At 59.3% G+C, this 26962-nt stretch carries 32 protein-coding genes and 1 pseudogene; 15 read left to right on the plus strand and 18 right to left on the minus strand.

The window, feature by feature from the left end; all coding sequences use genetic code 11:
* Positions 1 to 59: 59 nt before the first annotated feature.
* Entirely contained in the window at positions 60 to 836 is a 777-nt protein-coding gene (locus AC1DUP_RS21370; protein WP_477834251.1) for an SDR family oxidoreductase, read from the minus strand.
* 385 nt (positions 837 to 1221) lie between these two features.
* On the opposite strand from AC1DUP_RS21370, the gene AC1DUP_RS21375 reads away from it, so the two are divergent.
* The 6 genes from AC1DUP_RS21375 (at position 1222) to AC1DUP_RS21400 (ending at position 7571) form a co-directional block, all read left to right on the plus strand.
* Positions 1222 to 2205, plus strand: coding sequence for an arabinose ABC transporter substrate-binding protein (locus tag AC1DUP_RS21375; protein ID WP_113310483.1), 984 nt, complete (start codon positions 1222 to 1224; stop codon positions 2203 to 2205).
* 69 nt (positions 2206 to 2274) lie between these two features.
* Positions 2275 to 3780 (plus strand): L-arabinose ABC transporter ATP-binding protein AraG, encoded by a 1506-nt coding sequence (araG, locus tag AC1DUP_RS21380; RefSeq protein ID WP_477834253.1) that lies wholly within the window; start codon positions 2275 to 2277, stop codon positions 3778 to 3780.
* Between the two features lie 16 nt (positions 3781 to 3796).
* Positions 3797 to 4753, plus strand: a complete 957-nt coding sequence (gene araH, locus AC1DUP_RS21385; protein ID WP_477834255.1) for an L-arabinose ABC transporter permease AraH — start codon at positions 3797 to 3799, stop codon at positions 4751 to 4753.
* 105 nt (positions 4754 to 4858) lie between these two features.
* A complete protein-coding gene (locus tag AC1DUP_RS21390; protein ID WP_113310480.1) occupies positions 4859 to 5632 on the plus strand; it encodes a FadR/GntR family transcriptional regulator in 774 nt (257 codons plus the stop codon).
* Between the two features lie 134 nt (positions 5633 to 5766).
* Complete coding sequence (locus AC1DUP_RS21395) at positions 5767 to 6471, plus strand: GntR family transcriptional regulator (RefSeq protein WP_113297433.1); 705 nt, start codon at positions 5767 to 5769, stop codon at positions 6469 to 6471.
* Between the two features lie 158 nt (positions 6472 to 6629).
* Positions 6630 to 7571, plus strand: a complete 942-nt coding sequence (locus AC1DUP_RS21400) for a dihydrodipicolinate synthase family protein (RefSeq protein ID WP_113297367.1) — start codon at positions 6630 to 6632, stop codon at positions 7569 to 7571.
* A 229-nt stretch (positions 7572 to 7800) separates the two neighbouring features.
* Here the strand turns inward: AC1DUP_RS21400 and AC1DUP_RS21405 are convergent, their stop codons facing one another.
* Together AC1DUP_RS21405 and AC1DUP_RS21410 are read right to left on the minus strand one after the other, a co-directional pair.
* Positions 7801 to 8106, minus strand: coding sequence for a helix-turn-helix domain-containing protein (locus tag AC1DUP_RS21405; protein WP_477834258.1), 306 nt, complete (start codon positions 8104 to 8106; stop codon positions 7801 to 7803).
* Positions 8107 to 8203: 97 nt separating this feature from the next.
* Positions 8204 to 8404, minus strand: coding sequence for a hypothetical protein (locus AC1DUP_RS21410; RefSeq protein ID WP_113297369.1), 201 nt, complete (start codon positions 8402 to 8404; stop codon positions 8204 to 8206).
* A gap of 86 nt (positions 8405 to 8490) precedes the next feature.
* Here AC1DUP_RS21410 and AC1DUP_RS21415 point away from each other — a divergent pair, with 86 nt between their 5' ends.
* Positions 8491 to 9042: a hypothetical protein gene (locus AC1DUP_RS21415; RefSeq protein ID WP_113310479.1), complete on the plus strand. Its 552-nt coding sequence runs from the start codon at positions 8491 to 8493 to the stop codon at positions 9040 to 9042.
* Positions 9039 to 9266, plus strand: a complete 228-nt coding sequence (locus tag AC1DUP_RS21420) for a hypothetical protein (protein ID WP_477834261.1) — start codon at positions 9039 to 9041, stop codon at positions 9264 to 9266. Before AC1DUP_RS21415 ends, AC1DUP_RS21420 begins: the two co-directional genes overlap by 4 nt.
* On the opposite strand, the gene AC1DUP_RS21425 is transcribed toward AC1DUP_RS21420, so the two are convergent.
* Positions 9232 to 10290 carry a LysR family transcriptional regulator gene (locus AC1DUP_RS21425; protein ID WP_113334926.1) on the minus strand — a complete coding sequence of 353 codons (1059 nt, stop codon included), beginning with the start codon at positions 10288 to 10290 and terminating at the stop codon, positions 9232 to 9234. The two genes, AC1DUP_RS21420 and AC1DUP_RS21425, sit on opposite strands and share 35 nt — an antisense overlap.
* A 369-nt stretch (positions 10291 to 10659) precedes the next feature.
* Here AC1DUP_RS21425 and AC1DUP_RS21430 point away from each other — a divergent pair, with 369 nt between their 5' ends.
* The 3 genes from AC1DUP_RS21430 to AC1DUP_RS21440 all read left to right on the plus strand — a co-directional run bounded on the left by AC1DUP_RS21430 (position 10660) and on the right by AC1DUP_RS21440 (position 13296).
* Positions 10660 to 10926 (plus strand): hypothetical protein, encoded by a 267-nt coding sequence (locus AC1DUP_RS21430; protein WP_113297372.1) that lies wholly within the window; start codon positions 10660 to 10662, stop codon positions 10924 to 10926.
* Between the two features lie 734 nt (positions 10927 to 11660).
* Complete coding sequence (locus AC1DUP_RS21435; protein WP_113310477.1) at positions 11661 to 12245, plus strand: TetR/AcrR family transcriptional regulator; 585 nt, start codon at positions 11661 to 11663, stop codon at positions 12243 to 12245.
* Between the two features lie 25 nt (positions 12246 to 12270).
* Positions 12271 to 13296, plus strand: a complete 1026-nt coding sequence (locus AC1DUP_RS21440) for an NAD-dependent epimerase/dehydratase family protein (protein WP_113310476.1) — start codon at positions 12271 to 12273, stop codon at positions 13294 to 13296.
* Here AC1DUP_RS21440 and AC1DUP_RS21445 read toward each other — a convergent pair.
* Positions 13287 to 13682, minus strand: coding sequence for a MerR family transcriptional regulator (locus AC1DUP_RS21445; protein WP_113508877.1), 396 nt, complete (start codon positions 13680 to 13682; stop codon positions 13287 to 13289). The genes AC1DUP_RS21440 and AC1DUP_RS21445 overlap by 10 nt on opposite strands.
* A gap of 70 nt (positions 13683 to 13752) precedes the next feature.
* On the opposite strand from AC1DUP_RS21445, the gene AC1DUP_RS21450 reads away from it, so the two are divergent.
* Complete coding sequence (locus tag AC1DUP_RS21450; protein WP_477834265.1) at positions 13753 to 14736, plus strand: aldo/keto reductase; 984 nt, start codon at positions 13753 to 13755, stop codon at positions 14734 to 14736.
* A 117-nt stretch (positions 14737 to 14853) separates the two neighbouring features.
* On the opposite strand, the gene AC1DUP_RS21455 is transcribed toward AC1DUP_RS21450, so the two are convergent.
* From AC1DUP_RS21455 to AC1DUP_RS21470, 4 genes are all read right to left on the minus strand, one after another.
* A complete protein-coding gene (locus AC1DUP_RS21455; protein WP_113310474.1) occupies positions 14854 to 15273 on the minus strand; it encodes a type II toxin-antitoxin system VapC family toxin in 420 nt (139 codons plus the stop codon).
* Complete coding sequence (locus tag AC1DUP_RS21460; RefSeq protein WP_113310473.1) at positions 15273 to 15515, minus strand: type II toxin-antitoxin system prevent-host-death family antitoxin; 243 nt, start codon at positions 15513 to 15515, stop codon at positions 15273 to 15275. Before AC1DUP_RS21460 ends, AC1DUP_RS21455 begins: the two co-directional genes overlap by 1 nt.
* A gap of 348 nt (positions 15516 to 15863) precedes the next feature.
* The gene (locus tag AC1DUP_RS21465) at positions 15864 to 16271 is read right to left on the minus strand and encodes a PIN domain-containing protein (RefSeq protein WP_477834268.1); all 408 of its coding nucleotides are present in this window, start codon (positions 16269 to 16271) and stop codon (positions 15864 to 15866) included.
* Positions 16271 to 16525: a type II toxin-antitoxin system Phd/YefM family antitoxin gene (locus tag AC1DUP_RS21470; RefSeq protein WP_113310471.1), complete on the minus strand. Its 255-nt coding sequence runs from the start codon at positions 16523 to 16525 to the stop codon at positions 16271 to 16273. The genes AC1DUP_RS21465 and AC1DUP_RS21470 overlap by 1 nt, the downstream gene beginning before the upstream one ends.
* Before the next feature lie 65 nt (positions 16526 to 16590).
* On the opposite strand from AC1DUP_RS21470, the pseudogene AC1DUP_RS21475 reads away from it, so the two are divergent.
* Positions 16591 to 16905 (plus strand): annotated as a pseudogene (locus AC1DUP_RS21475) (LysR substrate-binding domain-containing protein); the annotation flags it as partial.
* A gap of 56 nt (positions 16906 to 16961) precedes the next feature.
* On the opposite strand, the gene AC1DUP_RS21480 reads toward AC1DUP_RS21475, so the two are convergent.
* A complete protein-coding gene (locus tag AC1DUP_RS21480; RefSeq protein WP_477834497.1) occupies positions 16962 to 17708 on the minus strand; it encodes an SDR family NAD(P)-dependent oxidoreductase in 747 nt (248 codons plus the stop codon).
* A gap of 497 nt (positions 17709 to 18205) precedes the next feature.
* On the opposite strand from AC1DUP_RS21480, the gene AC1DUP_RS21485 reads away from it, so the two are divergent.
* Both AC1DUP_RS21485 and AC1DUP_RS21490 read left to right on the plus strand, forming a co-directional pair.
* Complete coding sequence (locus tag AC1DUP_RS21485; protein WP_113310470.1) at positions 18206 to 18460, plus strand: type II toxin-antitoxin system ParD family antitoxin; 255 nt, start codon at positions 18206 to 18208, stop codon at positions 18458 to 18460.
* Positions 18460 to 18753 (plus strand): type II toxin-antitoxin system RelE/ParE family toxin, encoded by a 294-nt coding sequence (locus AC1DUP_RS21490; protein WP_113310469.1) that lies wholly within the window; start codon positions 18460 to 18462, stop codon positions 18751 to 18753. The genes AC1DUP_RS21485 and AC1DUP_RS21490 overlap by 1 nt, the downstream gene beginning before the upstream one ends.
* A gap of 69 nt (positions 18754 to 18822) precedes the next feature.
* On the opposite strand, the gene AC1DUP_RS21495 is transcribed toward AC1DUP_RS21490, so the two are convergent.
* From AC1DUP_RS21495 to AC1DUP_RS21530, 8 genes are read right to left on the minus strand one after another with little or no spacing between them, the layout of a single operon-like run.
* Positions 18823 to 19770: a dihydrodipicolinate synthase family protein gene (locus tag AC1DUP_RS21495; RefSeq protein WP_477834271.1), complete on the minus strand. Its 948-nt coding sequence runs from the start codon at positions 19768 to 19770 to the stop codon at positions 18823 to 18825.
* A 24-nt stretch (positions 19771 to 19794) separates the two neighbouring features.
* Positions 19795 to 20748 carry an ABC transporter ATP-binding protein gene (locus AC1DUP_RS21500; protein WP_113310467.1) on the minus strand — a complete coding sequence of 318 codons (954 nt, stop codon included), beginning with the start codon at positions 20746 to 20748 and terminating at the stop codon, positions 19795 to 19797.
* Positions 20749 to 21765 carry an ABC transporter ATP-binding protein gene (locus AC1DUP_RS21505; RefSeq protein ID WP_113310466.1) on the minus strand — a complete coding sequence of 339 codons (1017 nt, stop codon included), beginning with the start codon at positions 21763 to 21765 and terminating at the stop codon, positions 20749 to 20751.
* Positions 21766 to 21773: 8 nt separating this feature from the next.
* The gene (locus AC1DUP_RS21510; RefSeq protein WP_113310465.1) at positions 21774 to 22691 is read right to left on the minus strand and encodes a dihydrodipicolinate synthase family protein; all 918 of its coding nucleotides are present in this window, start codon (positions 22689 to 22691) and stop codon (positions 21774 to 21776) included.
* A 19-nt stretch (positions 22692 to 22710) separates the two neighbouring features.
* Entirely contained in the window at positions 22711 to 23589 is an 879-nt protein-coding gene (locus tag AC1DUP_RS21515; RefSeq protein WP_477834274.1) for an ABC transporter permease, read from the minus strand.
* Position 23590: 1 nt separating this feature from the next.
* Positions 23591 to 24550, minus strand: coding sequence for an ABC transporter permease (locus AC1DUP_RS21520; RefSeq protein WP_113310509.1), 960 nt, complete (start codon positions 24548 to 24550; stop codon positions 23591 to 23593).
* 54 nt (positions 24551 to 24604) lie between these two features.
* Positions 24605 to 26203 carry an ABC transporter substrate-binding protein gene (locus tag AC1DUP_RS21525; RefSeq protein ID WP_477834276.1) on the minus strand — a complete coding sequence of 533 codons (1599 nt, stop codon included), beginning with the start codon at positions 26201 to 26203 and terminating at the stop codon, positions 24605 to 24607.
* A complete protein-coding gene (locus AC1DUP_RS21530; RefSeq protein WP_113310462.1) occupies positions 26187 to 26930 on the minus strand; it encodes a FadR/GntR family transcriptional regulator in 744 nt (247 codons plus the stop codon). The genes AC1DUP_RS21525 and AC1DUP_RS21530 overlap by 17 nt, the downstream gene beginning before the upstream one ends.
* Between the last annotated feature and the right edge of the window lie 32 nt (positions 26931 to 26962).

The raw sequence follows: 26962 nt of genomic DNA on the forward strand, positions 1-26962 counted from the left end.
GACAATGGCTGTGAGCGCCCGCACTCTGAGGCCCTGGAGAGAGGAGAAAAGACCCGCTGTTATTGATGCTGCATGACGCTCAAGCCACCGTCGATCGTCAGGCAGGTGGCATTCATGAAGGTGCACTCGTCAGAGATCATGAACACCGCGGCCATGGCGATTTCCTGCGGCGTGGCGATCCGCCCGCCCGGATGCAGCTTCATCGTTTCGGCCTTGGCCTTTTCCGGATCGGGGAAGCTGTTCCAGTAATCGATGACCTTCTGGGTCGAGACGTAGCCGGGCGCAATCGCATTCACCCGCACGTTTTGCGGCGCATATTCGATGCCGAGAGACTTGGTCATGCCGAGCAGCGCATGTTTGGCGAGCGGGTAGGGGAAGGTGTGGGGAATGATGGTGAAGGCGTGCGTCGAGGCGATGTTGAGGATCACCCCGCCGCCTCCTGAAATCATCTGAGGCAGAACCGAACGGCAGCAGTGCCAGGCGCCCTTGAGATTGATGTCGAAGCAGCGCTGCCACTCTTCGTCTGTCGTCTGCAAGGGTTCGGCAAAAACGTTGACGCCGGCATTGTTGACGAGAGCATTGATGCTGCCGATCTTCTCTTCCGCCTTTGCAACGGCCGCCTTTATAACCGAAGCATCGGTGATGTCGGCCGCCTGATAGCCAAGTTGCGTGCCCTTCGATGCGAGTGCAGTGGCTGTCTCTTCGAGTAGCTTCTCATCGCGGTCGACGAGGAAGAGGCGGGCATCCTCGGCCGCAAAAGCTTCGGCGATCGCCTGTCCGATCCCTTGCGCTGCCCCGGTGATGAAGACCCGTTTTCCGGAAAGGCGGTTTGGCATCATCTGGCTCCTCTTTATGCTCGTTCTCTTGTGATCGGGATATGGCCTAGAAACACGGGCCAAAAGTGCACCGTCCTGCAAATCGGTGATGGCCATGAAGCAATACCTTCCCACGGATCGAAGCTGATCCGGACTGTGGCGGCACCCTATTATCGGTCGATTGAATGTCAATATATATAGGATTTATTTTGCCAATCCCGGCGGCGTCTGGGTTCTGGTTGGGCTGATTCCGTCGCGTTAATCCGCGCCGGCTTGAATTCACTAGACTTTTCACCCACTGAATCACGTAAATAATCATACACAAATCTTGACTGGTATGATGTTTCTTTTTATTCAATGACTGCTGCCGAGTGAGCGGCAGATCGAGATTTTAGGGAGAGAGATTATGCGCTTCTTCAAAGCAGCCATCCTCGCTGGCGCCTTTGCCGTTCTAGCTGCCGGCTCCGTCTTGGCGGAGGATGTCAAGATCGGTTTCATCGTCAAGCAGCCGGAAGAGCCGTGGTTCCAGGACGAATGGAAGTTCGCCGACCAGGCCGCCAAGGAAAGGGGTTTCACCGTCGTCAAGATCGGCGCCGAAGACGGCGAGAAGGTCCAGTCGGCGATCGATAATCTCGGGGCGCAGGGCGCTCAGGGCTTCATCATCTGCACGCCGGACGTCAAGCTCGGTCCCGGCATCGTCGCCAAGGCCGCTGCCAACCAGCTGAAGCTGATGACGGTCGACGACCGTCTGGTCGACGCCGAAGGCAAGCCGCTGGAAGACGTGCCGCACATGGGTATTTCCGCCACGAAGATCGGCGAGGGCGTCGGCCAGGCAATTATCGACGAAATCAAGAAGCGCGGCTGGGATCTGAAGACTGTCGGCGCGATCCGCGTCTCCTACGACCAGCTGCCGACTGCTGTGGACCGCGTCGAAGGCGCGATCTCGGTGCTGAAAGCTGCCGGTTTCCCGGCCGAAAACATCTATGACGCACCGCAGGCAAAAACCGATACGGAAGCAGCGCTCAACGCCGCCACGACCGTTCTCAACAAGCACGCCGACGTGAAAAACTGGATTGCCTTTGGCCTCAACGACGAAGCCGTGCTCGGTGCCGTGCGCGCCTCGGAATCGGTCGGGATTCCCGCCGACAACATGATCGGCGTGGGCATCGGCGGTGCGGAATCGGCAATCAACGAGTTCAAGAAGCCTTCTGCGACCGGCTTTTTCGGCACGGTCATCATCTCGCCGAAGCGTCACGGTTATGAAACCGCGCTCAACATGTATGACTGGATCGCCAACGGCAAGGAGCCGGCAAAGGTGACGCTGACGTCGGGTTCGCTGGCGCTGCGCGGCGACTATGAAAAGGTTCGCAAGGACCTCGGCATCGAATAATCATCCTCCCATGATGACTTCATCCCGGCGGCATTTGAGGCCGCCGGGTTCATTCTCGACGGAGCGATGATGGCTTTCCTCGAATTCAAGACCATTTCCAAGGGCTATCCGGGCGTCCAGGCGCTGTCGAACGTCTCCTTCGGCGTCGAAAAGGGCGCCGTGCACGGGCTGATGGGAGAGAACGGCGCCGGCAAATCCACCCTGATCCGCGTGCTCTCTGGCGATCAGTCAGCCGATGAAGGCAGCATTCTCATCGACGGCGTCGAGCAGAAATACAGCTCTGTCCGCGATGCATTCCATGCCGGCGTCATCGTCATCCATCAGGAGCTGCAGCTCGTTCCGAAACTGACCGTTGCCGAAAACCTCTGGCTCGGGCGCTTTCCCGGCAAGGCAGGCGTTATCAACGGCAAGACGCTGATCGAGACCGTTCGTGCCAAGCTTGACGAGATTGGTATCGACGTCGATCCCTCGGTAAAAGTGTCTACGCTTTCGATCGGCGCCCGTCAGATGGTGGAGATCGCCAAGGCCGTTATGCTCGACGCCCGGGTCATCGCGCTCGACGAGCCGACCTCGTCCTTGTCCTCGCGCGAAAGCGAAATCCTCTTCTCGCTGATCGGCAGGTTGAAGGCAAAAGGCACGGTCATTCTTTACGTCTCCCATCGCCTCGACGAGATCTTCCGTCTCTGCGACAGCCTGACGGTGTTGCGCGACGGCAAACTTGCCGCTCATCATCCCAAGGTCGCCGAGACGACGCGCGAACAGATCATCGCCGAAATGGTCGGGCGCGAGATCAGCAATATCTGGGGCTGGCGCGAGCGGCCACTCGGCGACATGCGCCTTGAGGTCAAGACCCTCTCCGGGTCTAGGCTGCGCAATCCAATCAGCTTCTCCGTCCGCAGGGGCGAAATCCTCGGCTTCTTCGGCCTGATCGGTGCCGGGCGAAGCGAGATGGCGCGGCTGCTCTACGGCGCCGACCACCGCCATCGAGGCACTGTTGCGATCGACGGCGTTGCCGTTTCTCCCAATAATCCGAAGGCGGCGATCAATGCCGGCATGGTGCTCTGCCCCGAGGACCGCAAGCTCGACGGCATCATCCAGGGCCGGTCGATCGAGGAGAATATCGCAATCTCCTCGCGCCGGCATTTCTCGCCCTTCGGCGTGCTGAACCCGAAGAAGGAAGCCACCGTCGCCGATCAGTTCATCGCCAAGCTCAGGGTGCGCACGCCCTCGCGCAAGCAGGACATCATCAATCTCTCCGGCGGCAACCAGCAGAAGGTCATTCTCGGCCGCTGGCTGTCGGAGCAGGGCGTCAAGGTGCTGGTCATCGACGAGCCGACGCGCGGTATCGATGTCGGCGCCAAGTCGGAGATCTATGAAATCCTCTATGAGCTGGCGGCGGGCGGCATGGCGATCGTCGTCATCTCCAGTGAGCTTCCCGAGGTCATGGGCATTTCCGATCGCATCATGATCATGTGCCAGGGCCGCGTCGCTGCCGATGTGGCGCGCGCCGATTTCGACGAACGCAGCATTCTGACCGCGGCGCTGCCCGACAGGAACGCCGCCGGCACAATCTAATTCAGGAACAGCATTCATGAACGCGTTGAAAAAAATCCTTCTTGGCGAACAGGGTCTGGTGGTGATCTTCGCGATCGCCTTCGTGATCGTCTCGCTGACCGTGCCGAGCTTCCTGACTGAACGCAACATGCTGGGTCTCTTACAGTCCGTGGTGACAATCGGCATCGTCGCCTGCACGATGATGTTCTGCCTCGCATCGCGCGACTTCGACCTTTCCGTCGGCTCGACCGTTGCCTTCTCGGGCATGATCGCCGTCATGGTGTCGAATTCGACCGGCTCCATTCCCCTCGGGCTGCTCGCGGCTCTCGTCTGCGGCGGCCTCGTCGGCGCCGTCAACGGCGTGGTCATCGCCCGCTTCCGCATCAACGCGCTGATCACCACGCTCGCGACGATGCAGATCGTCCGCGGCTTGGCGCTGATCGCCTCGGATGGCCGCGCCGTCGGCATCAATGATCCGGCCTTCTATCAGCTGGCGCTGTCGCGTTTTCTGACGGTGCCGACGCCGATCTGGATCATGGCTCTGCTCTTCATCGTCTTCGGCTTCGTGCTGAACCGCACCGTCTTCGGCAAGAATACGCTGGCAATAGGCGGCAATCCGGAGGCATCGCGTCTTGCCGGCGTCAACGTCGTCACCATGCGCATCTGGATCTTCGCGCTGCAGGGCCTCGTCTGCGCCATCGCCGGCATTCTGCTTGCCTCGCGCATCACGTCGGGCCAGCCGAATGCGGCGACCGGCCTGGAGCTGTCCGTCATCTCGGCCTGCGTGCTCGGCGGCGTGTCGCTTGCCGGCGGGCGTGCTGCGATGACCGGCGTGATCGTCGGCGTGCTCATCATGGGCATTGCCGAAAACGTCATGAACCTGCTCAACATCCAGGCCTTCTATCAATATGTGGTGCGCGGTCTTATTCTTCTGATCGCCGTCCTGCTCGACAATATGCGCTCGTCGGCCGCCGGGCGCGGCAGTCGCGCGTGACGATCAGTTTTCTTGGGAGAAGCTCGCTGAGCCCGCGGTTGTCCATTGATGAGAAAGCATGGCGCTGCTCATGGTGACAGCAAGGCCAGTGGAACGGGAGACGTTATGAGCACTCGATCGGGACTCCTGCGAATAGGAAGCGCGGTGGCGAAGCCCGAACAGGGGCGGCGCACTGTGCGCGAGGAGCTGTTGAAGAAGCTCATCGGACAGATCGTGTCCGGCGACATTGCCGAAGGCTCGCTGCTTCCGAACGAGGCCGAGCTTTCCGAAGTCTATGGTGTCAGCCGCACCAGTCTTCGGGAGGCTATGCAATATCTGTCGGCGCTCGGGATGATCCGCTCCCGCACGCGCGCCGGCACCAGTGTGCTGCCGCGTGAGAACTGGAATTATCTCGATCCGATGGTTCTCGATGCGACGCTCGAATTCAGTGACGACCGCGGTTTCTACGATTCGCTCCTCGATGCCCGCCAGCTCCTGGAGCCAGCCGCTGCCGCGCAAGCGGCCGCCAATGCTACGGCAAAGCAGCTTGCGCAGATCGCCGAAGCCTTCGAGGACATGGTGGCGGCGAACGCCCGCGACAACGAAGCCTGGAGCCAGGCGGATCTCGAATTCCACACCGCCATCATCAATGCCAGCGGCAACTGGGTGTTCCGCCAGTTCGCCACCGCCATCCGCGCCGCCCTGCTCGCAAGCTTTCGCCTGACCAACCGGGCAAGCCAGAGCCACGACTATGCGATCGGCCGGCATCAGGATGTACTCGACGCCATCCGCATGCGCCGCCCCGACGCGGCGCGCTTTGCGATGGAGCAGCTGATCGGCACGGCCCGGATGGAATTGAGTGACGCTCTGCGTGTCGGCAAGCCGGGAAAGCAGGAGTGAGGCGTGATTGTCTGGCCGCAAGCATCAACACTCAAAATTCCACCTGCCGACAGAAAGTATATTCAGTTTGAAGTCCTTTTGCGGATTCGCTAGTAACGAGATGTAGACTCGGCTGCTTGAAGGACAATGGACGCGTGGACGAGAGCGAAAAACTGCAGACGCATCGGCGCGGCTCTGGCGTATCGACGGTCTACGAGACGCTTAGAAACGAGATCATCGAGCTGAAGCTGCCGCCGGGCAGCCCGATCGATGAGCAACAATTGTCCGATCGGTTTGCGTTGTCGCGGACGCCGATCCGCGAAGCGCTCGTACGGCTCGCCGCCGAAGGGCTGATTACGACGCTTACCAACCGGGCGACGATCGTCTCGAACATCGATTTCCTCGGCCTGCCCGAATTTTTCGATGCGTTGACGCTGATGTATCGCGTCACGACGCGGCTTGCGGCTGCCAATCATGCTGAAGGCGATATCGCCGCCATCCGCGTTCGGCAGAAAGCCTTCGAGGTTGCCGTCACCAACCGCGATGTGCTCGGCATGATTTCGACCAACCGAGATTTTCATATCGCGATCGCCCAGGCCGGCCAGAACCGCTATTACGTCGAACTTTTCACCCGCCTTCTGGATGAAGGCCGCCGCATTCTGAGGCTGTACTATTCTTCCTTCAACGATGTGCTGCCACGGCAATATGTCGGCGAGCATGAAGAGATGATCCAGGCGATCATCAATCGTGACGTGGCACTCGCTGATAGCCTGGCATCTGCCCACGCTGATCAGATCGTCGGCCAAATCCGCTCCTACATTACCGCCGACTCCCGCCAGAACGCCAGGTTGGCGCTCTAGCAGCCTCATACAGGCTCGCACTATCGCAGCGGTGCATTGCGTGGCTTCGAAGGAAAGCTGTCGTCTGTATTTTTCTTGTCGACAAGAAGTCGGCAGGATGGTAAATGCCTCATCAACCCTGCCGTTCGGGGATTTTTCCAAATAAAGAGAGATTGGCGATGACTGGTTCCGTATTCCAAGGCTGCATCCCGGCGCTCATGACGCCGTGCAAGGACGATCGTACCCCTGACTTCGACGCGCTTGCCCGTAAAGGCAAGGAGCTGATCGACCTCGGCATGTCCGCCGTCGTCTATTGCGGTTCGATGGGCGACTGGCCGCTTTTGACGGACGAGCAGCGCCAGGAGGGCGTCAAGCGCCTCGTCGAAGCGGGCGTTCCCGTCATCGTCGGCACCGGCGCCGTCAACACAAAGTCGGCCGTTGCCCATGCCGCCCATGCTGCTGCCGTCGGCGCCAAGGGCCTGATGGTCATCCCACGCGTCCTGTCGCGCGGCTCGTCGGCTTCGGCCCAGCGCGATCATTTCTCGGCGATCCTCGAAGCTGCAAGGGATCTCCCGGCTGTCATCTACAACAGCCCCTATTATGGCTTTGCGACCCGCGCTGACCTGTTCTTCGATCTGCGTTCGCGCTTTGCCAACCTCGTCGGCTTCAAGGAATTCGGCGGTAAGAACGATATGACCTACGCTGCTGAAAACATCACGTCGGGCGATGATGCGCTGACGCTGATGGTTGGAGTCGATACCGGTGTCTATCATGGCTTCGTCAATTGCGGTGCAGGCGGTGCCATCACCGGCATCGGCAATGCGCTGCCGAAGGAAGTCCTGCATCTCGTCTCGCTCTGCGAAAAGGCCGCCAAGGGTGATGCGGCTGCCCGCGGCGCCGCACGCGAACTCGAAGAAGCGCTGACGGTTCTGTCGACCTATGACGAAGGTCCGGACCTCGTTTTGCACTACAAGTATCTGATGGTGCTGAACGGCGAGAAGGAATACTCGCTGCATTTCAACGAGACCGACAAGCTCAGCGGTTCGCAGCGCCGCCACCTCGAAAACCAGTACCGCCTGTTCAGGACCTGGTATGCCGCGCGTTATCCGAACGCTGCCTAAGGTTCTCCATGACCTTTAGGCCTCGCAGCTTGCTGCGAGGCCGCTCAGAACAGGCCTAAATACTGGCGCGATCTTTCAAGTTCGCTTTGCCCCGCTTCAAGCCTTTGTTTTCCGCGTGTCGTTATCGCAAATCCGCTGCACATTTTGCGCGACTGACTTTCGCCTCGTCAGGTCAGTCAGCGCTGAGCCGAAGCTAGGCGGATCGCCGTCTCTTCGGCTGTTTGACGCGTCAGTTCGCTCCATCGGCGACGGCCAGGGAGTGGATCAGCATCGTCAGGTTGCGCCGGATCGTCTCATCGGAAATGCGCCCGATTTTCTTGGCAAGATAGCCTGCCTCGTCCTCGGCACCAGCCTCCGCCGCAGTTTCGACGCCATTGACGAACCAACTGGCATCCACCTTCATGAAGCTGCACAACCGAAGCATGACGGCGACGGAGAGGCGGTTTGTGCCATTCTCGTATTTCTGAATCTGCTGAAACGCGACGCCGATATGCGCGGCCAGTTCGCTTTGGGTGACGCCGCGCGCGGCGCGCACGGAGCGTAGTCTTTGGCCGATTGCCAAATTCAGTTCCTGATCTTTCATGCCTATCCTTAAGAATACTTCCGTAAATGCAAACTCTTGGGAGTTGTCTTTACATGATCGGCTTTTGAGATCCACCTCTATCGGTCAATAGCGTCAGTTGTTCTTTGAGCTGTCGCTGTTCTGTCTCCGACAGACGAGCGATTTCATTTTCAACGAAGCTGGTAATGGCCCGCGGGTCGTCGCCAAACCGGCGCGCCCCTTCGGCGCAGAGAGCGATGATGGTTGCCATCGGATTGGCAGGGCCCGTCATTTTTGAAATCCCCCCTGAAATCTTCGTCCTTCGCTTCGCAGACGTTCTGGAGTTGAAGTGGGTTGCACAGACAACGAGGCCGACCGATGGTGAACAAATATCCCAATCTTCGATGCCAAGTGGCAACGACCCCGGACCATGTCCGGGATGCGATGATCCTCAGAAGCATCTGCTTTGTCCATGAGCACGGTATCTCGCCCTCCTTCATCTTCGATGGCAATGATCACCAGGCCACGCATTTCGTCTTTTATGATGGCGAAGAGCCGGTTGGTTCTCTTCGCATCCGCTGGTTTGCCGACTTTGCCAAGTATGAACGAACCTGCTTCCGCGAAAAGTACCGACACCCTTTTACGGTTAAGCGTTGCATTCAGATGACTTTCGATCACGTGGCGCGCAAGGGCTACACGAAGGTTCTGACCCAGGCCGAGCAACGCCTCGCGCGCTTGTGGACCATTTTGTTCGACCTGGAGATCGTCGACAGCCCTCCCGTGGAGATCGCCGGCCATCCGGAGCCTTATCTGACCGTGGTCGGCAGGATCCCCGCCTCGTCTGACCCGATTACCATGGAAAGCAGCAGTGCATTGCTGTTGCGCATCGAAGGTCAGTGGGACGCGCCGAGTTCGTTTGAGACGGCATGATCATGACAGGTTTGAGGAATAAGGGTGACAGATCCGTAACGGGGGCGCTGCAGGAGGAAATCCTGACCCGCACGAAACTGCACACCGAAATGGTGCGTCGTCTCGTCAACGATCCGGCGGTCCAGCCGATCGAGCTCGCCGGCTTCCTCGAGGATGTCGCGAATGCCTATCTTTCTATCTCGGAAGAACTCAGCCAAATTGTGAAGGCGGCGGAGGGGCGATAGTTTCAAGCATCTTGCGCAGGCTTTCTTCCTGCTCGTGCCGCCCCGACGGGAAGGTCAATCCCGTACCGAATGACGGGTTGGTCCTGAAAATATCGACGATCCAGTCATAGACGGCGGCAACCGGTCTCGATTGCCGGCGATTGGCAACAGAAATCAGATAGATCGGCAGGGCGACATGAACCCCAAGCTCAAGCGGCACCAGCTCGGGATCGGCCAGGACATAGTTGCCGAGCAGCCCGACGCCGGCGCCGTTACGAACGAGGGCGTAGTAGGCGAGCGAGTTCTCGCAGTTGTGGGTCTGGTGGCCGGCTTCGACAAGGCCGCGCCAGCCGTCCCAGATTTCGCGTTCGGAGGCATAGTAGTTGCACTGCACATAGACATGCTGGGAAACGAATTGCCGCTGCGGAACGCCGGATTTCTTCAGATAGTCACGGCTGGCAACCGGAATGAGATGAAGAGTGCCGATCTCGACGCAATCGACATCTGCTCTTGAGATCGGAGACAGCGAGATCATCAGGTCGGCCTGGTTCTTCTCGAAATTGACGAGCGACACCTGTTCCCGGATGTCGAGATTGAGGCGCGGATAGCTGTCGTTCAGCCGGGGCACCGCAGGAGCGACGATGGCGACGGCAAGTCCGGAGGTCACGCTGACGGCGACCCGCCCGGTGACGGCGTCCATCTCATCCTTCAGGTCGTTGGAAAGGGCAAACAGCTGGAAATCGAGCTCTGCGACCTGGATGGCGAGCTTGCGGCCGGTTTCCGTGAGTGTGACGCCGGAAAAGGTCGAGATAACGAGTTGCGAGCCGATCTGGTCCTGGAGTCGCTTCACATCGCGGCTGACGGTCGGCGCACTGGTGCCGAGCAGTTCCGCGGCCTGAGCAAAGGAGGGGCTTTTGGCGACCGCCAGAAAGGTTCTGAGCTCGCGCCAGATCGGCTGCGAAAGCAGGCCCCTGATCTCAAGTGGGGATTTATCCAGATCGGCGCGTTCGCTGCCGAACGGAAGAGGAGGGAAGGGTTTGTTCACGACCGGCTCGCGTATTAGTGGAGGCGCAACAATATACTTTATCGGGGATTACGGGCAATTGCTGAAGAATGGCAGCTTATCGGCGCTGAGAAGTCGCAGTTTAACAATCGCAAACGCCGATTTTGATCACAGAATAGTCTGCAATACTACCGCAGAGGTGTTCCGTCCCGCCTCAAGAGATCAAATAAGTTAAGGAAATGGCAGAAATTTTTAGGTCTAAATCCCGATAATTGAGTTATTTACGCAACTCTTGGGGTGTGTTAGCGTTTTGGCTCGGGCGAGATCCGATTCAATATTCCGTTTCGGGAGCGATGCAGGCGGGCCTGCTCGATCTCGAACCTTTGCCAAGCTTGGAGGCAAATTAAGGCGATGGCCGACGCGATTCCTGATGTGATTGACAGCAATGAGCCAGTGGGATTCCTGCGGCTCTTCCGCCTCATTTCAGCAGCAAGAGACAGTGCTTCATCATTGCAGCTCATGGATCTCGCGCGCCTGATGGATATGGCGCTGATGCAGACGGCGCTCGACTGGGACGGGCTTGATGCCGAAAACCTGAATGAGCGCGCCTTCCTGGATCTCATCCGCGAGAAGCAGCAAATCGCCCACCAGACGCATATCCATGCCGTTTCAAATTGAGATGGGCATGGCGAACCGAAATGGAAGGTCTGATGGTGCACCCGATGATCCATCCCTAGGTTATTCCGAGGATTCGTCGGTCGAAAAGCGGCGTAGTCAATCGGTTTTTTGGCGAGGGGACCGGGATAGACCTTCGCTGCTGAGCCATCGATTTTTCGGACCATTTGATGGCGTTTACGGATAAGGATGGGTGAGGAAAGGGCCATTTGCATGCGTGTTTTATGAATGAATGCGAGTCCGCGGAGCGCAATTGATGGCCCTACAGGGGCTCTGGTTATCCCAAGCGCCGAATGCGCGCCAGCGCCCTTCTGAGGCGCAAATGCTGGAAAATAAGGCTTCGCGTAGCAAGGCATCTACCAATCATCGCCTCGACGGATAAAATTGAGACGACATCCGCGGTCAGCGCGTCCGGAGCCTGCTCGCCACGAGGGATCGGCAAAGGTGATCAGCTACAAACTGTCCATCGAATTCGGGCGAAACGCGCCCAAAACGGCCGGAATGTGGGAAATCCGCTGAATTGGGGCGGCCGACATCCACCTTTTACCGCCCTCAAATCGATCACCATCGATACTTGATCCCTACCATCTAGGGAAACGAAGGCACAATGTTCGAGACCACTCGCAGAGAGGCAACTGCTGCAGCTCTGAATGTTTCGAGTGCCTTCTAGCTTCGGCTTGACATCGCCTACGTCAATTATTTATAACCATCTGGTTGGAAATAATTGGAGGGGGTCGATGGGCAGGAAACGGATTATTGATCAACAGGGGGTTCTCGATGCGGCTGAACGGGTTGTTGGCCGAGATGGGGCGGCCAACTTGACGGTTGATGCCGTCGCCAAGGAGGCGGGTATCAACAAGGCGAGTGTGCTGTACGACCACAAGTCCAAGCAGGCTCTGGTCGAAGCCGTCGTGGACCGTGCGTTTGAACGTGACAATGCCCATCACGCCGGGATCGAGGAGCAGATCGCCGGTCTTCAGGACAAGGCAATCCGTGGACGTATTCTTGCCGCCGCTGCCCCGCCGCCAGAGGAGTTCAAGTCGGTTGCACTGAACCTCAGTGCCGCGCTTGCGCTGGATGCGGGGCTGCGCGCCAAGATGCAGGGCAATCAGGCGCGCACCATTTCCCGCATCGAGGCCACATCGCCATCACCGCGCGGCGCGCTTCTCGCCTATCTGGCATTGGAGGGGCTGAAATTCCTTGAACATCTCGATTTCCATCATTTCCCGCGTGAAGAGCGCGACAGGCTTCTTCGCGAGATCAACTGGCTTGTAACAACGCAACCGGGTGAGAGCGATCTTCCCGTTATCGCCACGATCTGACCCTTCCAGGACACAGGTGAATGACATGATTGACAGCATTGCCGCACAGTCAGCGGCCACGGATAAACTCATTCCGTTTCAACGGATCTTCCTGACGGGAGCAAGCGGCTATGTTGGCCGCAACCTGATCCGCCATTTTGTTGCGCGCGGAGTTGAAATCGCCGCGCTGGTGCGAAGCGATAGCTCCGCAGAACTGGTGCGGTCGCTAGGGGCGATACCGGTTCGCGGCGAACTGTTGGATCGCGCTTTGTCCGCCGGCATGGCGGGCTGCGATGCGCTGATCCACGCCGCCGCCAATACCGACCACGGGCCTGCCAGCGAAAAACAGCGGCGTGTGAATGAAGACGGCACGTATGCGGTTCTCGATACGGCCCGTGCCGCCGGCATTCGCAAGGTCATCCATCTCAGCACTGAATCCGTGCTTGCCACCGGCAAGCCGCTCGTCAATGTGGATGAAACGATGCCCTTGCCCCAAAAGCCGGCCGGCGGTTATTCCCGCACGAAAGCAGCGGCCGAACGCATTGCGCTTGCCGCGAATGCGTCGGACTTTTCCGTTGTTGTGCTGCGTCCGCGCTTCGTCTGGGGCGGGGACGATACGACCGCACTTCCAGCGCTCACGCAGGCGGTAAAATCCGGCAAGTTCGCCTGGATCAGCGGCGGCACCTATCTGACCTCAACCACCCACATCGCCAATCTTTGTGCCGCCGTTGCGCTGGCGCTTGGCCGTGGTCGCGGAGGCGAGGTCTATTTCATTTCGGATGGCGCGCCCGTGCCGTTCCGCAGCATCGTTTCGGCGCTCCTCGAGACACAAGGGCTTGTTATTCCGGAAAAGACCGTGCCGCGCGCAGTCGTCCGCACCGTGGCGACCATCGGCGATATTCTGGCCAAGATATCCGGCGGCAAGATTGTTCCGCCGCTGACACGGCAGGCCTATGCGACCTCGGCTGTCGAGGTCTCGTTCAATATCGGCAAGGCGCGGCGGGAGCTCGGATATGAGCCGGTGATCTCGCGGGAAGAGGGGCTGGCCGAACTGCGCACCGCTCAGCACTGATAGTCTTCAAGGCGCGGCGCGTCATCGGGTTTGCCCGCCTTAATCCAGTCCACCTTGCCACGCAGGAAAGACAGGGCCGCATCCAGCGCGGCCTTGCGCTCTTCCAGCTTGGCGATCTGCGATTGCAACACCTCGATCGTGCCCTCGGGCGAATGTTCGCCGGCGCGATATTCCTCGTTCAGCGCCAGGATTTCACCAAGCGAATAACCCAGCGTCTGCTGTAGACGGATCATGCGCGCTGCCGTCACATCCTCAGTACGGAACATCTGGTAGGGGTTGGAGCCGCCCTTGGCGCTGCGCTCGGGTTTCAGCAGCCCTTTGGAAATGTAGAAACGGATCGTATCGACCGGCAGATCGGTGGCTCTGGCAAATTCCGAAATCAGCATCATACATCCCTTGACCCTGGACTATACTCCATACTTATAAGAGGTGCTTGTTAGAAGGTGGAGACCCAAAATGACAAGCGAAATTACCCCCATGCCGCAGGTTCAGCTTGGCCGGAACGGCCCGATGATCGGTGCCCAGGGGCTGGGCTGCATGGGCATGAGCGAGTTCTACGGCGAGACGGACGAAGCCGAAATCCGCGCCACGCTCGAACGGGCGTTGGACCTTGGCGTGACGATGTTCGACACGGCAGACATGTACGGCGTCGGCGCGAACGAAGAATTCCTCGCGCCCTTCATTGCCGCGCATAGGGACAGTGTCATCATCGCCACGAAGTTCGGCTACATGCGCACCCCTGAAAACCCCAATGATTGGAGCATCGACAACCGCCCCGAGTTCATCAGGGCCGCCGTCGATCGTTCCCTAAAACGCCTCGGGGTCGAGGTCATCGACCTCTATTACATGCATCGCCGGGATGGCGTTACGCCGTTGGAGGAATCCATCGGCGCGATGGCTGATCTGGTGACCGCGGGCAAGGTGAAGTGGCTCGGCCTCTCCGCCGTCAGCGCCGAGGAACTACGCGCCGCCTGCGCCGTCCACCCGATCGCCGTCCTGCAATCGGAATGGTCTGTCTTCACCCGCGAAATTGAGAAAGAGGTCGTGCCGGCTGTAGCCGAGCTCGGCGTGACCATCGTGCCCTATTCACCGCTCGGCTGCGGCATGCTGACGGGCCGGGCATTCCTCGGCGGGCTGACCAGCGACGATGCCCGTAAGCATTTCCCTCGCTTCTCCGCGGAAAACCGCGACGCCAACCTGCGTCTCGTCGCCAAGATCGAGGAGATTGCATCCGCAAAAGGCGTGACATCGGGGCAGCTTGCCCTGGCTTGGCTCTATGCTCAGTCCAAAAGCCTAAACGCAAAGACGGTTCCAATCCCTGGAACCCGCAGGCGCACCCGGCTGGAAGAAAATGTTGCTGCGGTCTCAATCGTCCTGACATCGGAGGAGATGCGCATGCTGGAGCCGCTTGCCGCGGCCGTGCAAGGTATCGCGGTCTGAGTGGATCGATGCGCGGCCCATGGCCGCGTATCCCACTTGAGTTGTATGCCCGCATGCGCCGAAAGCCATCACTAACGATACTTGTTCCGCATTAGCCCCGAGGCCGACAACGGCTGATTACCGCTCATTCTCAAGTGGCCCAACGACCACAACACCTTCGTTGCGGGCCGCCGCGGCCATTTTCCGATCGCCTGTCGCCAACGGGAGATCGACCGTCTTTGCCAGATCCAGATAACTGGCATCATAAGCGCTCAGCATGTGACGCGTCGCAAGGTCGAGCACAGCAGGGTCGTTTCCCGATCCGGCGTCCTCCAATGACAGCCTGCGCAACTGACCCATTAGCAACGAGGCGTCTCCGGGTCGAAGCCGACCGCGTCGCTCGGCCATCAGGAAAAGGTTTCGGATCTCGAACCAGAACAGCGCCGGCACAAGCGCCGGGCCTGCACGAAGTTCGGACATCAACCTGTCGGCAGCATCATTCTGCTCGTCTGGCAGAAACCAGGCTGCGGCGATCGAAGCATCGAGGACGAAGGACATCAGTACCGCCGGCCCTCGTCGCGCCATTCGCGGATCTCGGCTTGCGTCGTGGGCTGAAGGGTCGAGCGCATCGCCTTGATCTCGGCAATGACGGCATCGATATCGTTCTCACGCCGGATGCGCGACAATCTTGCAATGGGCGTATTGCCGCGTGAAATGATCACGTCTTCGCCCGCCTCGACCTTGGCCAGCAATTCGGAAAGATGCGTCTTGGCCTCGCCGACTTTAACTTTAACGGTCATGAAAAAACTCCTGGCGATACGCTGTCGTGGAGCAGCGGAAACAGCCGCGTTCGATATCGATGCCAAAGTAACGCACGATTGCCAGCTTGGTCAACACCAGACCAAGTGCGTCAATACCTCCATCAAGTGGGACCTTTCCCGTCGATTCCAGCCTGAAGCAGACATCTGTCCTTCGAGTTGCGCGCCCGCGCACTCTGCGTTGAAAGCCCTGAAAGCAATCACTATCGATACTTGAACCGCATCATCCGCCAAGGCCGACAACGGCTGATCAGGGCTGCAGGCGGTGGTCCCGTTGAAGCTCGCGGCAGTTCGCTGTGTACATCGATCTGGATCGTATAAACGCTATCCCTACGCCGGCATATCCCAGGGATTGATCACAGTTGCGTAGGTGTCTTCGAAGCCCTTGACGTTGCGCGTGACGAGGATCAGGTCGTGGATGATCGCGGTCGCGGCGAGCAGCCCATCAATATCGCCTCGGGGACGGATCGCTGCGATACGGCCCCATTCCACGGCGATCTGGTCAGTTACCGGCAGGATACGATCACCGTGGTCCCGGCGTAGCTTGCGCAGCCACTCGGTAAGGTGAGAGGCGGCCCTCGGGTCAGACTTTTGTTTCAGCGCGATGCCACGCATGATTTCGCCCAGGGTCAGGGCGCTTAGGTGGACGCTGAGCGGATCGACCGATCGCAACCAGGATACCGCCTGCGGGGTGCCGCGTCGCGCTTCTGAGACAATGTTAGTGTCCAGCAGGTACATCAGAAGGCGACGTCGCGGCTGGGGATCTTGGCGCGCGCCTCGACCGCATCAACGAGCTCGTCGTCCCAAGACGGACCGCCGAGTAGATCGTCGACGAGTGTGGGGCGGCCTGCGCGCAAGTTGTCATAGTCGCGCGTGGATAATACAACAGCGGTTCTTTCTCCACGTACAGTGATTTCCTGCGGACCTTCAAATCGCGCCTTTTGCACCACTTTTGAAAACTGATTTTTCGCGTCCTGTAGCTGCCATTCCATGGTTCTGCTCCGAGTTAGCTAGCCTGTCTAGCTATATAGACGCTTTCGATGGCCAAATAAAGCGGAGACGGGACCTCTCCTACAGCGAGCGCTATTTTGCGGAAAAATTCGAGGAGCATGATCTGACCGACAATGTCGCCTACACCTGTGACGACACCTTCTCGCTGGTGTCGCTGGTGTCGCTGGTCTCGGCCGGTCTTGGCATCGGCTTCGTGCCGGAATGGACGCAGGATCTGCCGAACCGCGGGTTCGAGCTGAGGAAGGCGAGGGGCGTCGACTTCAAGATCGGGCTCGGTGTCGCCTGGAACAGGGAGGACCCGACGGCCGGCCGCGACGACATCATCGATATCGCTCGATCGCTGGCGCGGCCGGGCAGGTAAGCTAAGGGCGGGGCCTTGTGCCAATTTGGGGTGCCGCGAGGCGGCAATTGATGCACTTAGTAAGTCGTTCTTCCGCCGCTAAGATCGAATGTGGACGCCGTCGTGAACGAGTTTTCCTCCGACAGGAGCCATACCGTCATCGCCGCGATCTCCGTAAGTTCGGCGAAGCGATCTCGCGGAATCCTGACCAGCATGTATTCGATGAATTCCGGCGTCAGGCCGTCGAGTATCGGCGTCTTGGCTGTGGCGGGCGTAATGGCGTTGACGGCAATTCCGGTCTTCGCAAGCTCTTTGCCTAAAGACTTGGTGAAGCCAAGCACGCCTGCTTTGGCAGCACTATAGGCCGCGATATTCGGGTTGCCTTCTTTTCCTGCCACCGATGAGATATTGACGATCCGACCGTAATTTCGTTTCAACATGACCGGCACGACATGGCGGCAGCAGTTGAAGGTGCCCGTCAGGCAAACGTCTACGACACTGCGCCACTCCGAGACATCGTATTCGATCGTCGGTTTGACCTTTCCCGTAATCCCTGCCGAATTCACCAGGCAATCGATCCTCCCGAAGACCTCCTCTGTCGCCGACGCCGCCCTGCCGATGAGCTCGAAATCTGTTACGTCGACCTCGAATGCGCGGGCATTCGGTCCAAGTGTCCGGGCACTATCGGCCAAACGACTGCCATTTGAATCCCAGAGAGCAACTTTCCCGCCGGACTGGATCACCCTTTCGGCGATGGCATAACCTATCCCCTGTGCCCCGCCCGTGATGACGGTCACCCTGTCTTTCAAGTCAATCGAATTCATAAAGCGCTCCTCCAGCACGTTCTGAATACACCCGCCGAATTGAACAGAACAAACCTCATTTCGGTCCCTGCCTTGAAATCAAAACCTGAACGGAAACCCAGTCGGGGCGGATGTGTCACGATCCTAGCGATCTGGCGACATCTCGCCAGCGCAAACTCGACCTTCCGCCGGAAAGCATTCATCGAGTTGTCGGGAGGGAGGGGACCGCCGACATGCTCGAGAGAAAGCGTTGCCCCTCATCAAAGAAATCAGAATAGTTTGCGTGATGCGTGAAAGCTGAGATCCTCGGCGGCCGGTCGAGGAAATCGCGGCGACTGTCCGGGACGCGCGTGGTGCGGATTGGAAAAACTGACGTGCGTGTTGGCGCCTTCAGGCCAGAAGCCTTGATAATGGCTGAGCGTTGGTCCGAACCTTCTCAAGAGCGTGAATTGAAACCTCACCATCAGTTTGACAAACTTTGCCATCAGCACCTATCTTGAGGCAACAAGGAGACTCCAATGGCGACGATGAATGTATCTCTGCCAGCGCCCATGAAAGACTGGGTCGAAGCACAGGCCAAGACGGGTCGATACTCAAACGCGAGCGATTATGTCAGGGACCTGATCCGTAGAGACCAAGCCCGTACGGATAAGATTGCCGAGATGCAGCGCTTTGTCGACGACGGGATTAGAAGCGGCGTTGGGAGCCGTTCAAGGGACGAATTGTTTGCTGAAGCCACCACTCGAGCCGAGATCAGCCGTGGAAGCGCTTGATGCCATTCACCCTTTCGATCCAAGCGGAAGAGGACGTTGTTTCCATTGCAGAAGAAGGCATCCGCATCTTCGGAGTACTCGTTGCCAAGCAATATCACGATGAGCTTTTTGCCTTGCTCGAACTCATCGCCACCAACCCAAGAATGGCGCGCGAACGCTATGAGATTTCTCCTCCTGTCAGGATCCATCCGTTCAAGGCGCACCTTGTAGTGTATCGCATCATTGAAGACGGGAGCATATTCGTGATCCGTATCCGGCACGGCCATGAAGATTGGGCGGGAGACTCTTTCTAATCAATGCCTTCGCCGAATTCATAACGTGCTGGTCGCGAGTGCGAATCCGATCAAGACCGCCAACGCGCCTCAAACTGTGAACCAGTAAAACAGCTCGGGGAGCTCAGACATTGCAATGCTTCGCAACCTCACGGCTTCCGAGGCGTCGATCGATCGGTAAGGAAACCGCAGACGAGTCCCCACGGGTCCCCAATTGCCGATCGCGCTCAGCAATTTGTCGAGCGCGGCGTTCGAGTACCCATGGTTCTGGCGGAAAGGAACGATGTGCCTGTCCATGAACGCACAGATCCGCCGCTCAAGATCGAGAGCGGCGTCGATATCGTCGCGCATTGAAGCCGTCCACGTCTGCGCGCCACGAGGACTGAGGCAGGCGACATTAGAAAACGAGCCTGCCGCCACACCCTCCTTCGTGCCGGTTGCGAGATGATGGCCGGGAACGAAGAGCGATAGCCCCGACAGATGTTGGCGGACTTCGGCATACCATGAGCTGTTGCCATCGGCGAGCTTGATGCCGGCAATACCGGGCACTGCCGCGCAGACGGCGCCCAGTTCCTTGGGCGTGAGGACGCGTTTTGCGTGTGGCGGATTGTAGAGAATGAGCGGGATGCAGTCGGCTATTTCCGCAGCACGGCTCAGAAAATCGATCGCCTCGGCATCGGTGAGCGGCCACCAGTCCGGCAATATTACCTGAATGGCTAGGGTATCGAACTCAGAAGCGCGCCGGACGCGGTTTAGCATGATCAGCGGGTCCGGCTGGCAGGCGCCAATCACGAATGGCGTCGAGGATGCGCCGCAGCGCTCGGCTAGCAACGCTTGTATCCTGTCGAACTCCTCCTCGGTCTGATTGTGGAATTCGCCGGCGGTGCCGTTCGAATAAATGCCGTCGACGCCGGCCTCGATGAGGATATCGATCTCTTCACTCAGCTTGTCGAATTCGATGCTGTCGTCGGCCGCAATCGGCAGAAGCAGGCTCGCCCAGTTTCCGCGCATGGCCGGATGCGACGTCTTCGCGTTCATCTCTTGTTTCCCTGTGACTTCAGTTCAGTTGAGATCGTCGCGAATGCAGGCCTTGAACTGGCCCGGCGCGACTTCCCGCAGTTGAGGAACTGCGTCGGCGCAGGCATCGAGCGCACTCGGACAGCGCGTGCGAAAGACGCAACCGCTCGGTGGGTTGGCCGGACTTGGAATATCGCCCTTCAGGATCTGCCGGTCGCGCCTGGCATCCGGATCCGGCGAGGGAATGGCCGAAAGTAGGGCGCGCGTATAGGGATGCTGCGGTCTCGCATAGAGGTCTGCGCTCGGCGCGATCTCCATGATACGGCCGAGATAGAGCACGATCACCCGGTCGCAAATGTATTCGACGACGGCGAGGTCATGCGAGATGAACAGCATGGTAAGGCCGAGCCGTTGCTGCAATTCGCGGAGAAGGTTGATCACCTGCGCCTGGATCGAGACGTCGAGCGCGGAGACCGGTTCATCGGCCACAATGAATTCCGGCGACAAGGTCAAGGCGCGGGCAATTCCGATGCGCTGGCGCTGCCCGCCGGAAAACTCATGCGCATACCGATTGATCGCATCGGCCGGCAACTCGACCTGGGTCAAGGCTGCTTGCGCTCGTTCTAGCCTTTCGCGCGCCGATCCGATCCCCTGGATCTTCAAACCTTCAGTGAGGATTTCGCCGATCGTCATACGCGGTGACAGGCTGGCGAAGGGGTCCTGGAAAATATACTGCATGCGTGGCCGTTGCCGTCTCAGCGCCGAAGCCGAAAGGTCAGTCAGCTCCTTCCCGTCGAAGCGGATGCTGCCTGATGACGGTTCGACCAGCCGAAGCACGGAACGCCCGATCGTGGTCTTTCCGCTGCCGGATTCGCCGACAAGCCCGACGACTTCACCCTTGCCGATATCGAAGGAGATGCCCTGCAGAATATTCAGCCGCGTGCCGCGGGAAGTATAATGTTTCGAAAGGTCGCGGACAGAGAGCAGTGGTTCGCTCATCTAGATCTCCTGCCATCTGATGCAGCGGCTGCGATGCTGCGAATTGATCTCTTCAAGGGCGGGAACCGCGGCGCGACAGGCATCGACCGCGAATTTGCAACGCGGGGCAAAGGCACACCCGCTCGGCATGTTCATCAGGCTCGGAACCATACCGGGAATGGCAGAGAGCTTTTCACCGGCCTGTTTCATCCGCGACGCATCGCCAAGGCGCGGCATGGAAGCGAGCAGGCCCATCGTATAGGGATGCTTCGGATTGCGGAAAACCTCGCCGACCGGTCCTTCTTCGACGATCCGTCCGGCATACATCACCGCGACGCGATGGGCGATTTCGGCGACGACGCCGAGATTGTGGGTGACGAACAGCATCGCCATGCCACGCTCGCGCTGCAGCTTGAGAAGCAGATCGAGAATCTGCGCCTGGATCGTCACGTCGAGCGCCGTGGTCGGTTCGTCGGCAATCAAAAGCGCCGGATCGCAGGCCAGCGCCATGGCGATCGTGGCGCGTTGGCGCATGCCGCCGGAAAGTTCGTGCGGATATTGGCCGGCGCGGCGCCTGGCGTCCGGGATGCCGACACTTTCAAGCAATGTGACGGCAGCATCCAACGCGGCTTTACGGTTTGCACCGCGATGGATACGGATCGGTTCGGCAATCTGGTCGCCGATCGTGAAAACCGGATTGAGGCTCGACATCGGCTCCTGGAACACCATGCCGATGTCGTCGCCCCTGATCCTGCGCATGCTCTCCTCGTCGAGGGACACAAGATCCTGGACCGCGCCGGAGCGTGTGGTCAGACGGATGCTGCCGGCTGCGATCACGCCGATGTTGCGGGTGAGCAGCCGCATCACCGACAGGCTGGTCACCGATTTGCCGGAACCGGATTCGCCGACGAGCGCAAGCGTCTCGCCGGCGGCAACAGTCAGATCGATATCGTTGACCGCCGTGATCTCGCTGCCGCGGATGCGGAAGATCGTTCGCAATCCCCTGATGTCGAGTACGGGTTCGGCGGTCTGTTTCATCTGCTTGCTCAGTTCAGCAGGCCGGTTGCACGCAGGATCTCGTCGATGCGTGCCGTCTCGGCTTCGTTCAGAGAGGCGCGCGGCCGCGGCATGACGGCGGAATCGATGATGCCGAGGCTGTGCATGGCGGTCTTGAAGGCACCGATGCCTGAAGCGCCCCCGCTGACGCGACCCTGCGCGACCCAAACGATTTCGAAGAGGCGGCAAAGCCGCTCCTGCTCCTTCTTGGCCGCGACCCAGTCGCCACGCTGGGCGGCATCCCAAAGGCGCACATATCCGTGCGGATCGACATTGGCGATGCCGGGAACAACGCCATGGGCGCCCATCAGGAGGGCGTTGTCGACGACAATCTCGGAGCCGGTCATCAGGAAGACATCCTTGTGTTCGGCAAGGTCAAGAAGCGCATAGCGGAAATTACCGTCGTCACCGCTGGAATCCTTGAGACCGATGATGGTGCCTTCCTTGGCAAGGGTCACGACCGTTTGGCGCTGCAGCTTGACGTGCACGCAGACAGGAATGTCGTAGGCGACCAGCGGAACATCCACCGCGTCGCGGATATACCGGAAATGATCGAGGATCTCGGGCTGGCTGGTGACGGTATAGAAGGGTGCCGTCACCACGACCGCATCGGCGCCGGCTGCTTTTGCGACCTTCGAATGAGCGATGACACGATCCGTGGTCGGATCGATGACGCCGACGATTAGCGGCACGCGCCCGTTTACCACCTTGGCGGAATGCTTGATGATTTCCCGCCGGGTCTTTTCGTCATGGAAGATGACTTCACTCGTCGAGCCCAGCACGAATACGCCGTGGCAGCCGGCATCGATCAGATGTTCCAGCACCCGTGTATACGAGGGGTAGTCGACGGTGAGATCCGGATTGAGCGGCGTGACGACGGGGGGAACAACACCCTTGAATTTGGTCATATTCTCTTTCTTTCGATTGTCAGTTCAGTTCGGCACGTGGGTCGAAGGCATCTCTGAGGCCATCGCCAATGAAGTTGATCGCAAGCACGGCAAGAATCAGCGCGGCGCCGGGGAAGAGCCATTGCCACGGGTATTGTTCGAGCACGGCCGTCGAACGGGCCGCATTCAGCATGTTGCCCCAGCTTGCCGCCGGCGGCGCGATGCCCAGGCCGAGGAAGGACAGGCCCGCCTCGAGCAGGATGGCATTGGCGATCTGCAGCGTTGCGTAGACCACAAGGATATCGATCGAGTTCGGCAGGCCGTGACGGAAGAGCAGGTGGCTAATGCCGGCGCCCATGCCGCGGGCGGCCATGACGAAGTCGCGCTCGCGTAATTCCAGCAGTCGAGAGCGGATCATGCGCGCAAGCAGCGGCCATGAAAGCAGCGAGATGACGATCACGGTCGGCCAGATGCCGGTGCCGGCGATCGAGGCAAGCACGAGTAGAAAGATCACGGGCGGCAGGGTCATCACCAGATCGACGAAACGCATGGAGATAGCATCAGCCCAGCGCCCCGCGAGCGCTGAGATGGCTCCGAAGAGAAAGCCGATAACAGCGGAAAGGGCGGTCGACGCGACGGCGACCAGGAGCGAAATCCTGCCGCCTTCCAGCACCCGTGCAAAGACATCACGGCCGACACCGTCGGTTCCGAACCAATGCGTTGTCGTCGGGCCGCTGTTCATCGCCAGGAGATCGATGTCATTCGGCCGGAAGGTCCACCACAGCGGATAGGAGAGGATCAACAGCAGTACCGGGATAGCGATGCAGACGCCGGCAACGGCGGCACGGTTGTGCAGGAAGCGTCCGAGGGCGCGGGCAAGTGGCCCTGGGCTACGGCGCTGAGGAGAACGTGCCAGCATGTCAGCCCACCTTGATGCGCGGGTCGACGACCGCATAAGTGATGTCGGTCAGAAGATTGACGACAATAACGCAAGCGCCAATGATGAGCGTTGCCCCCATGATGACCGGATAGTCGCGGGTCTGCACAGCATCGACGAGCAGGAGACCCATGCCCGGCCAGTTGAAGACACTCTCGATGAAAATGGCGCCGCCGATTGCTAGGCCGATGGTGGAACCGACCAGCGTGACGATCGGAAGAAGCGCATTGCGCAACGCGTGTTTGGTGATCACCCAAAACTTGTGAACGCCCTTTGCGCGCGCCGTACGAACATAGTCTTGATTGAGGACTTCGAGCAGCGACGCGCGCATGTAGCGCATGATCAACGCAGCTTGCGCGACGGACAGAAGGGCGGCCGGCAGGATCAGGTGGTGAAGGAGATCGCTGACGGAGAATTCCTCGCCCGGCGTCAGCATGCCTCCTGAAGGCATCCAGTGCAGCCGCACTGAGAAAATATAAAGGCCGATCAGTGCACTGAGAAATGCAGGGCTAGATATGCCGGCGAGCGCGACCACAGACAGCGAGAGATCGGCAAAAGAATTACGGCGGACGGCGCTGATTACGCCAAAGGCGATGCCGGCGACGATAGCGAAGGCGAGTGCGGTGCCCATCAATAGCACTGTCGGACCAATCCGCGACAAAACAAGACCTAGAACCGGCTGATCGAGACGCTTGATCGAATAACCGAGATTGCCCATCAACGCTTGCTGCAACCAGCCGAGATACTGAAGGGGCAAAGGCTGATCGAGCCCGAGCCTGCTACGCAGATCGGCAAGGTCTGATGGCGACATCGGTATGTTCGGATCGATGTAGGCATCGATCGGATCGCCTGGCGCCAGGCGCAGCATCAGGAAGATCAGCATGCTCAAGGCGATGAGCATGCCTATTCCTATAATCAGGCGTTTGAGACTGTATCGGAGCATCGTAAATCCGTCTGTCAGGGTGGCCGAAGCCACCCTTTAACTTTGCGGAATCGCCTATTCGGCGATCGACCATTTCTGCGGATCGGCCTGATATGGGCCGCCACCCGGCGCGGGCGTCCAGACGAAATCCTTCACCTTGGCCGAGACGACACCGTAGCGGTTTGCCACCCAGAGCGTCGCCCAGGGAAGGTTCGTGTTCATGACCTTGCAGACGTCCTGATAGGCGGCAGCCCGCTTTGCACTGTCCGGCTCGGCAAGTGCGGTATCGAGCGCCTTGCTGAGGTCGGGCATGCGAACCCTGGCGACGTTCGGTCCGGCCGGAGGGATCTGGCTCTCATTGAGGCCGACATTGATGCTTCCCGCATCCGGCCCGTTCTGCAGCCCGGCGTAGACCATCTGAAACTGGGCAACATCCGGCTTCGGGTTAAGGACGATGCTGTTATAGGTCGGTGTATCAACGGCGCGGGGCACGATGTTGATGCCGACCTGGGCGAGCATCGCCTGGACAGCGGCAAGAACGTTGGTTGCAAGCGGTGTCGTGTAATAGGTCAGAAGCGTGATCGGCTTGCCGCCGTTGATCTGCTCCCAGCCCGCTTCAGTCAGAAGCTGCTTGGCCTTTTCCGGATCGTAGGCATAAGCGTCGATGCCCTGCGGGATCAACTGTTCGGCGACATAAGCGCAGTTGGCGGGCTTGGCTGCGCCGCCGTAAAGGCTCTGGATGATGGCATCGCGATTGATCGCATACATCACCGCCTTGCGGACCCGCACATCCTTCCAGATCGGAGAATCGTGGTTGAAGCCGAGATAGTTGACGACGAAAGACTCGCCTTCGATGACGTTGAAGTCCTTGTTGTCCTTGAAGGTCGGAACGTCGTTGGAATCGACATAGGTGAACTGGATTTCGCCGGATCTCAGCGCCGCAATCGCTGCGGCCGGATTGGCGAAATAGCGATTGATGACGCGTTCCAGTGCGGGCTTGCCGCCGCGATAATCGGTGTTGGCTGCAAGTTCGACATACTGATCCGAGACATATTTGGTGAACTTGAACGCTCCTGTGCCGATCGGCGTGGTGGACCACCACGTGCTTTTTGCCAACTGGTCGGCCGGTATCGAAGAGAGAGCGTGCTCCGGCAGCATCATCACCTTGGTCATCGTATCGAGCAGACTGCCGCTCGGCGTGCTGAGCTTGATGACGACAGTGTGGTCATCCGGCGCCTCGACGGACGATACGGCCTTCAGCCGCGCAGCGAGAACCGAGCCGGTTTTCGCATCCATCGCAAGGCCCATCGTGAATTTCGCGTCCTTGGCGGTGAAGGGCTTGCCGTCATGCCATTTGGCATCTGCCAGCTTGAACGTATAGGTCATCTGATCCGGGCTGACCTCGTAGGAGCTTGCCAGCGCACCGACGACCTTTTGCAGCTTCTGGTCATAGGTGACCAGCGGCTCGTAATAGACGTTGAGCCAGGTGAAGCCGGAGGTCGCGGCAAGCGGATTGAAGTTGCCCTGGAAGCCGCCGGGACCGACATCGAAGCCCCCGGACAGAGTGGCGGCCTCGGCCTGGGTTACGACACCCGAAGCGACAAGAGCCGGCACGGCAACCGTCGACAGCATGGCGCCAAGCGCAATAATGGATAATCTAGACAGTCTTTTCATGTGTTCCTCCCACGTTTGAACTTGTCTTGTTGTTGGCAATCACCCGGGCAATCCCCTCGTAGTGACGATCCAGACGCCTGCGCGCCTCCTCCAGATCCTTTGCCTCGATCGCATCGACGATCGCGGCATGATCACGCCAGGTCGCCATTGGATCGGCATTGTCGAGGTTGACGAAATCCGACGCCTTGTAGAAGGCGAGCCAGAAGACATCGATCAGCCGCACAAGCGTTTCATTGTCCTGGCARCGAAACAGCAGCCGGTGGAACAGCTGATCGTCCTCGGCGAAAGTTTCACCGCGCTCCGCATGGGCGCGCATACGATTGACGGCCGCACGCAACTCGGCGATGTCTTCCTCGCCGATCACCTCGATCGTTTTGCCGATCAAGCCCACCTCAAGTGTGCGGCGGATTTCGATCACTTCCTCGATCTGTCGCAGCGCCCCGCCAAGGCCGTAGGCGAGGTTGTCCAGAAGCGGCTCGAAGGAAAAAGCCTTCACGAAGATGCCTACTCCGCGCCGCGTCTCCAGGACGCCGAGTGATTCCAGCGCCTTGATGCCTTCGCGCAGCGAATTGCGGCTAACGCCGAGCTGGGTGGCGAGCTCTCCCTCGGCCGGCAGCAGCGTCCCCGGTGCCAGGCCGTTATCATGGATGTAAGCGCGCAGGCTTTCCTGCACGGATACATGCAGCAGCGGTGCGCGTGTCAGCGGCTTCATCGATTTCAACGCCATGCCTGATCTTCTCTTCGCTTCGCCGATAAGAT

This window comes from Rhizobium sp. 01L419, from assembly GCF_056400025.1.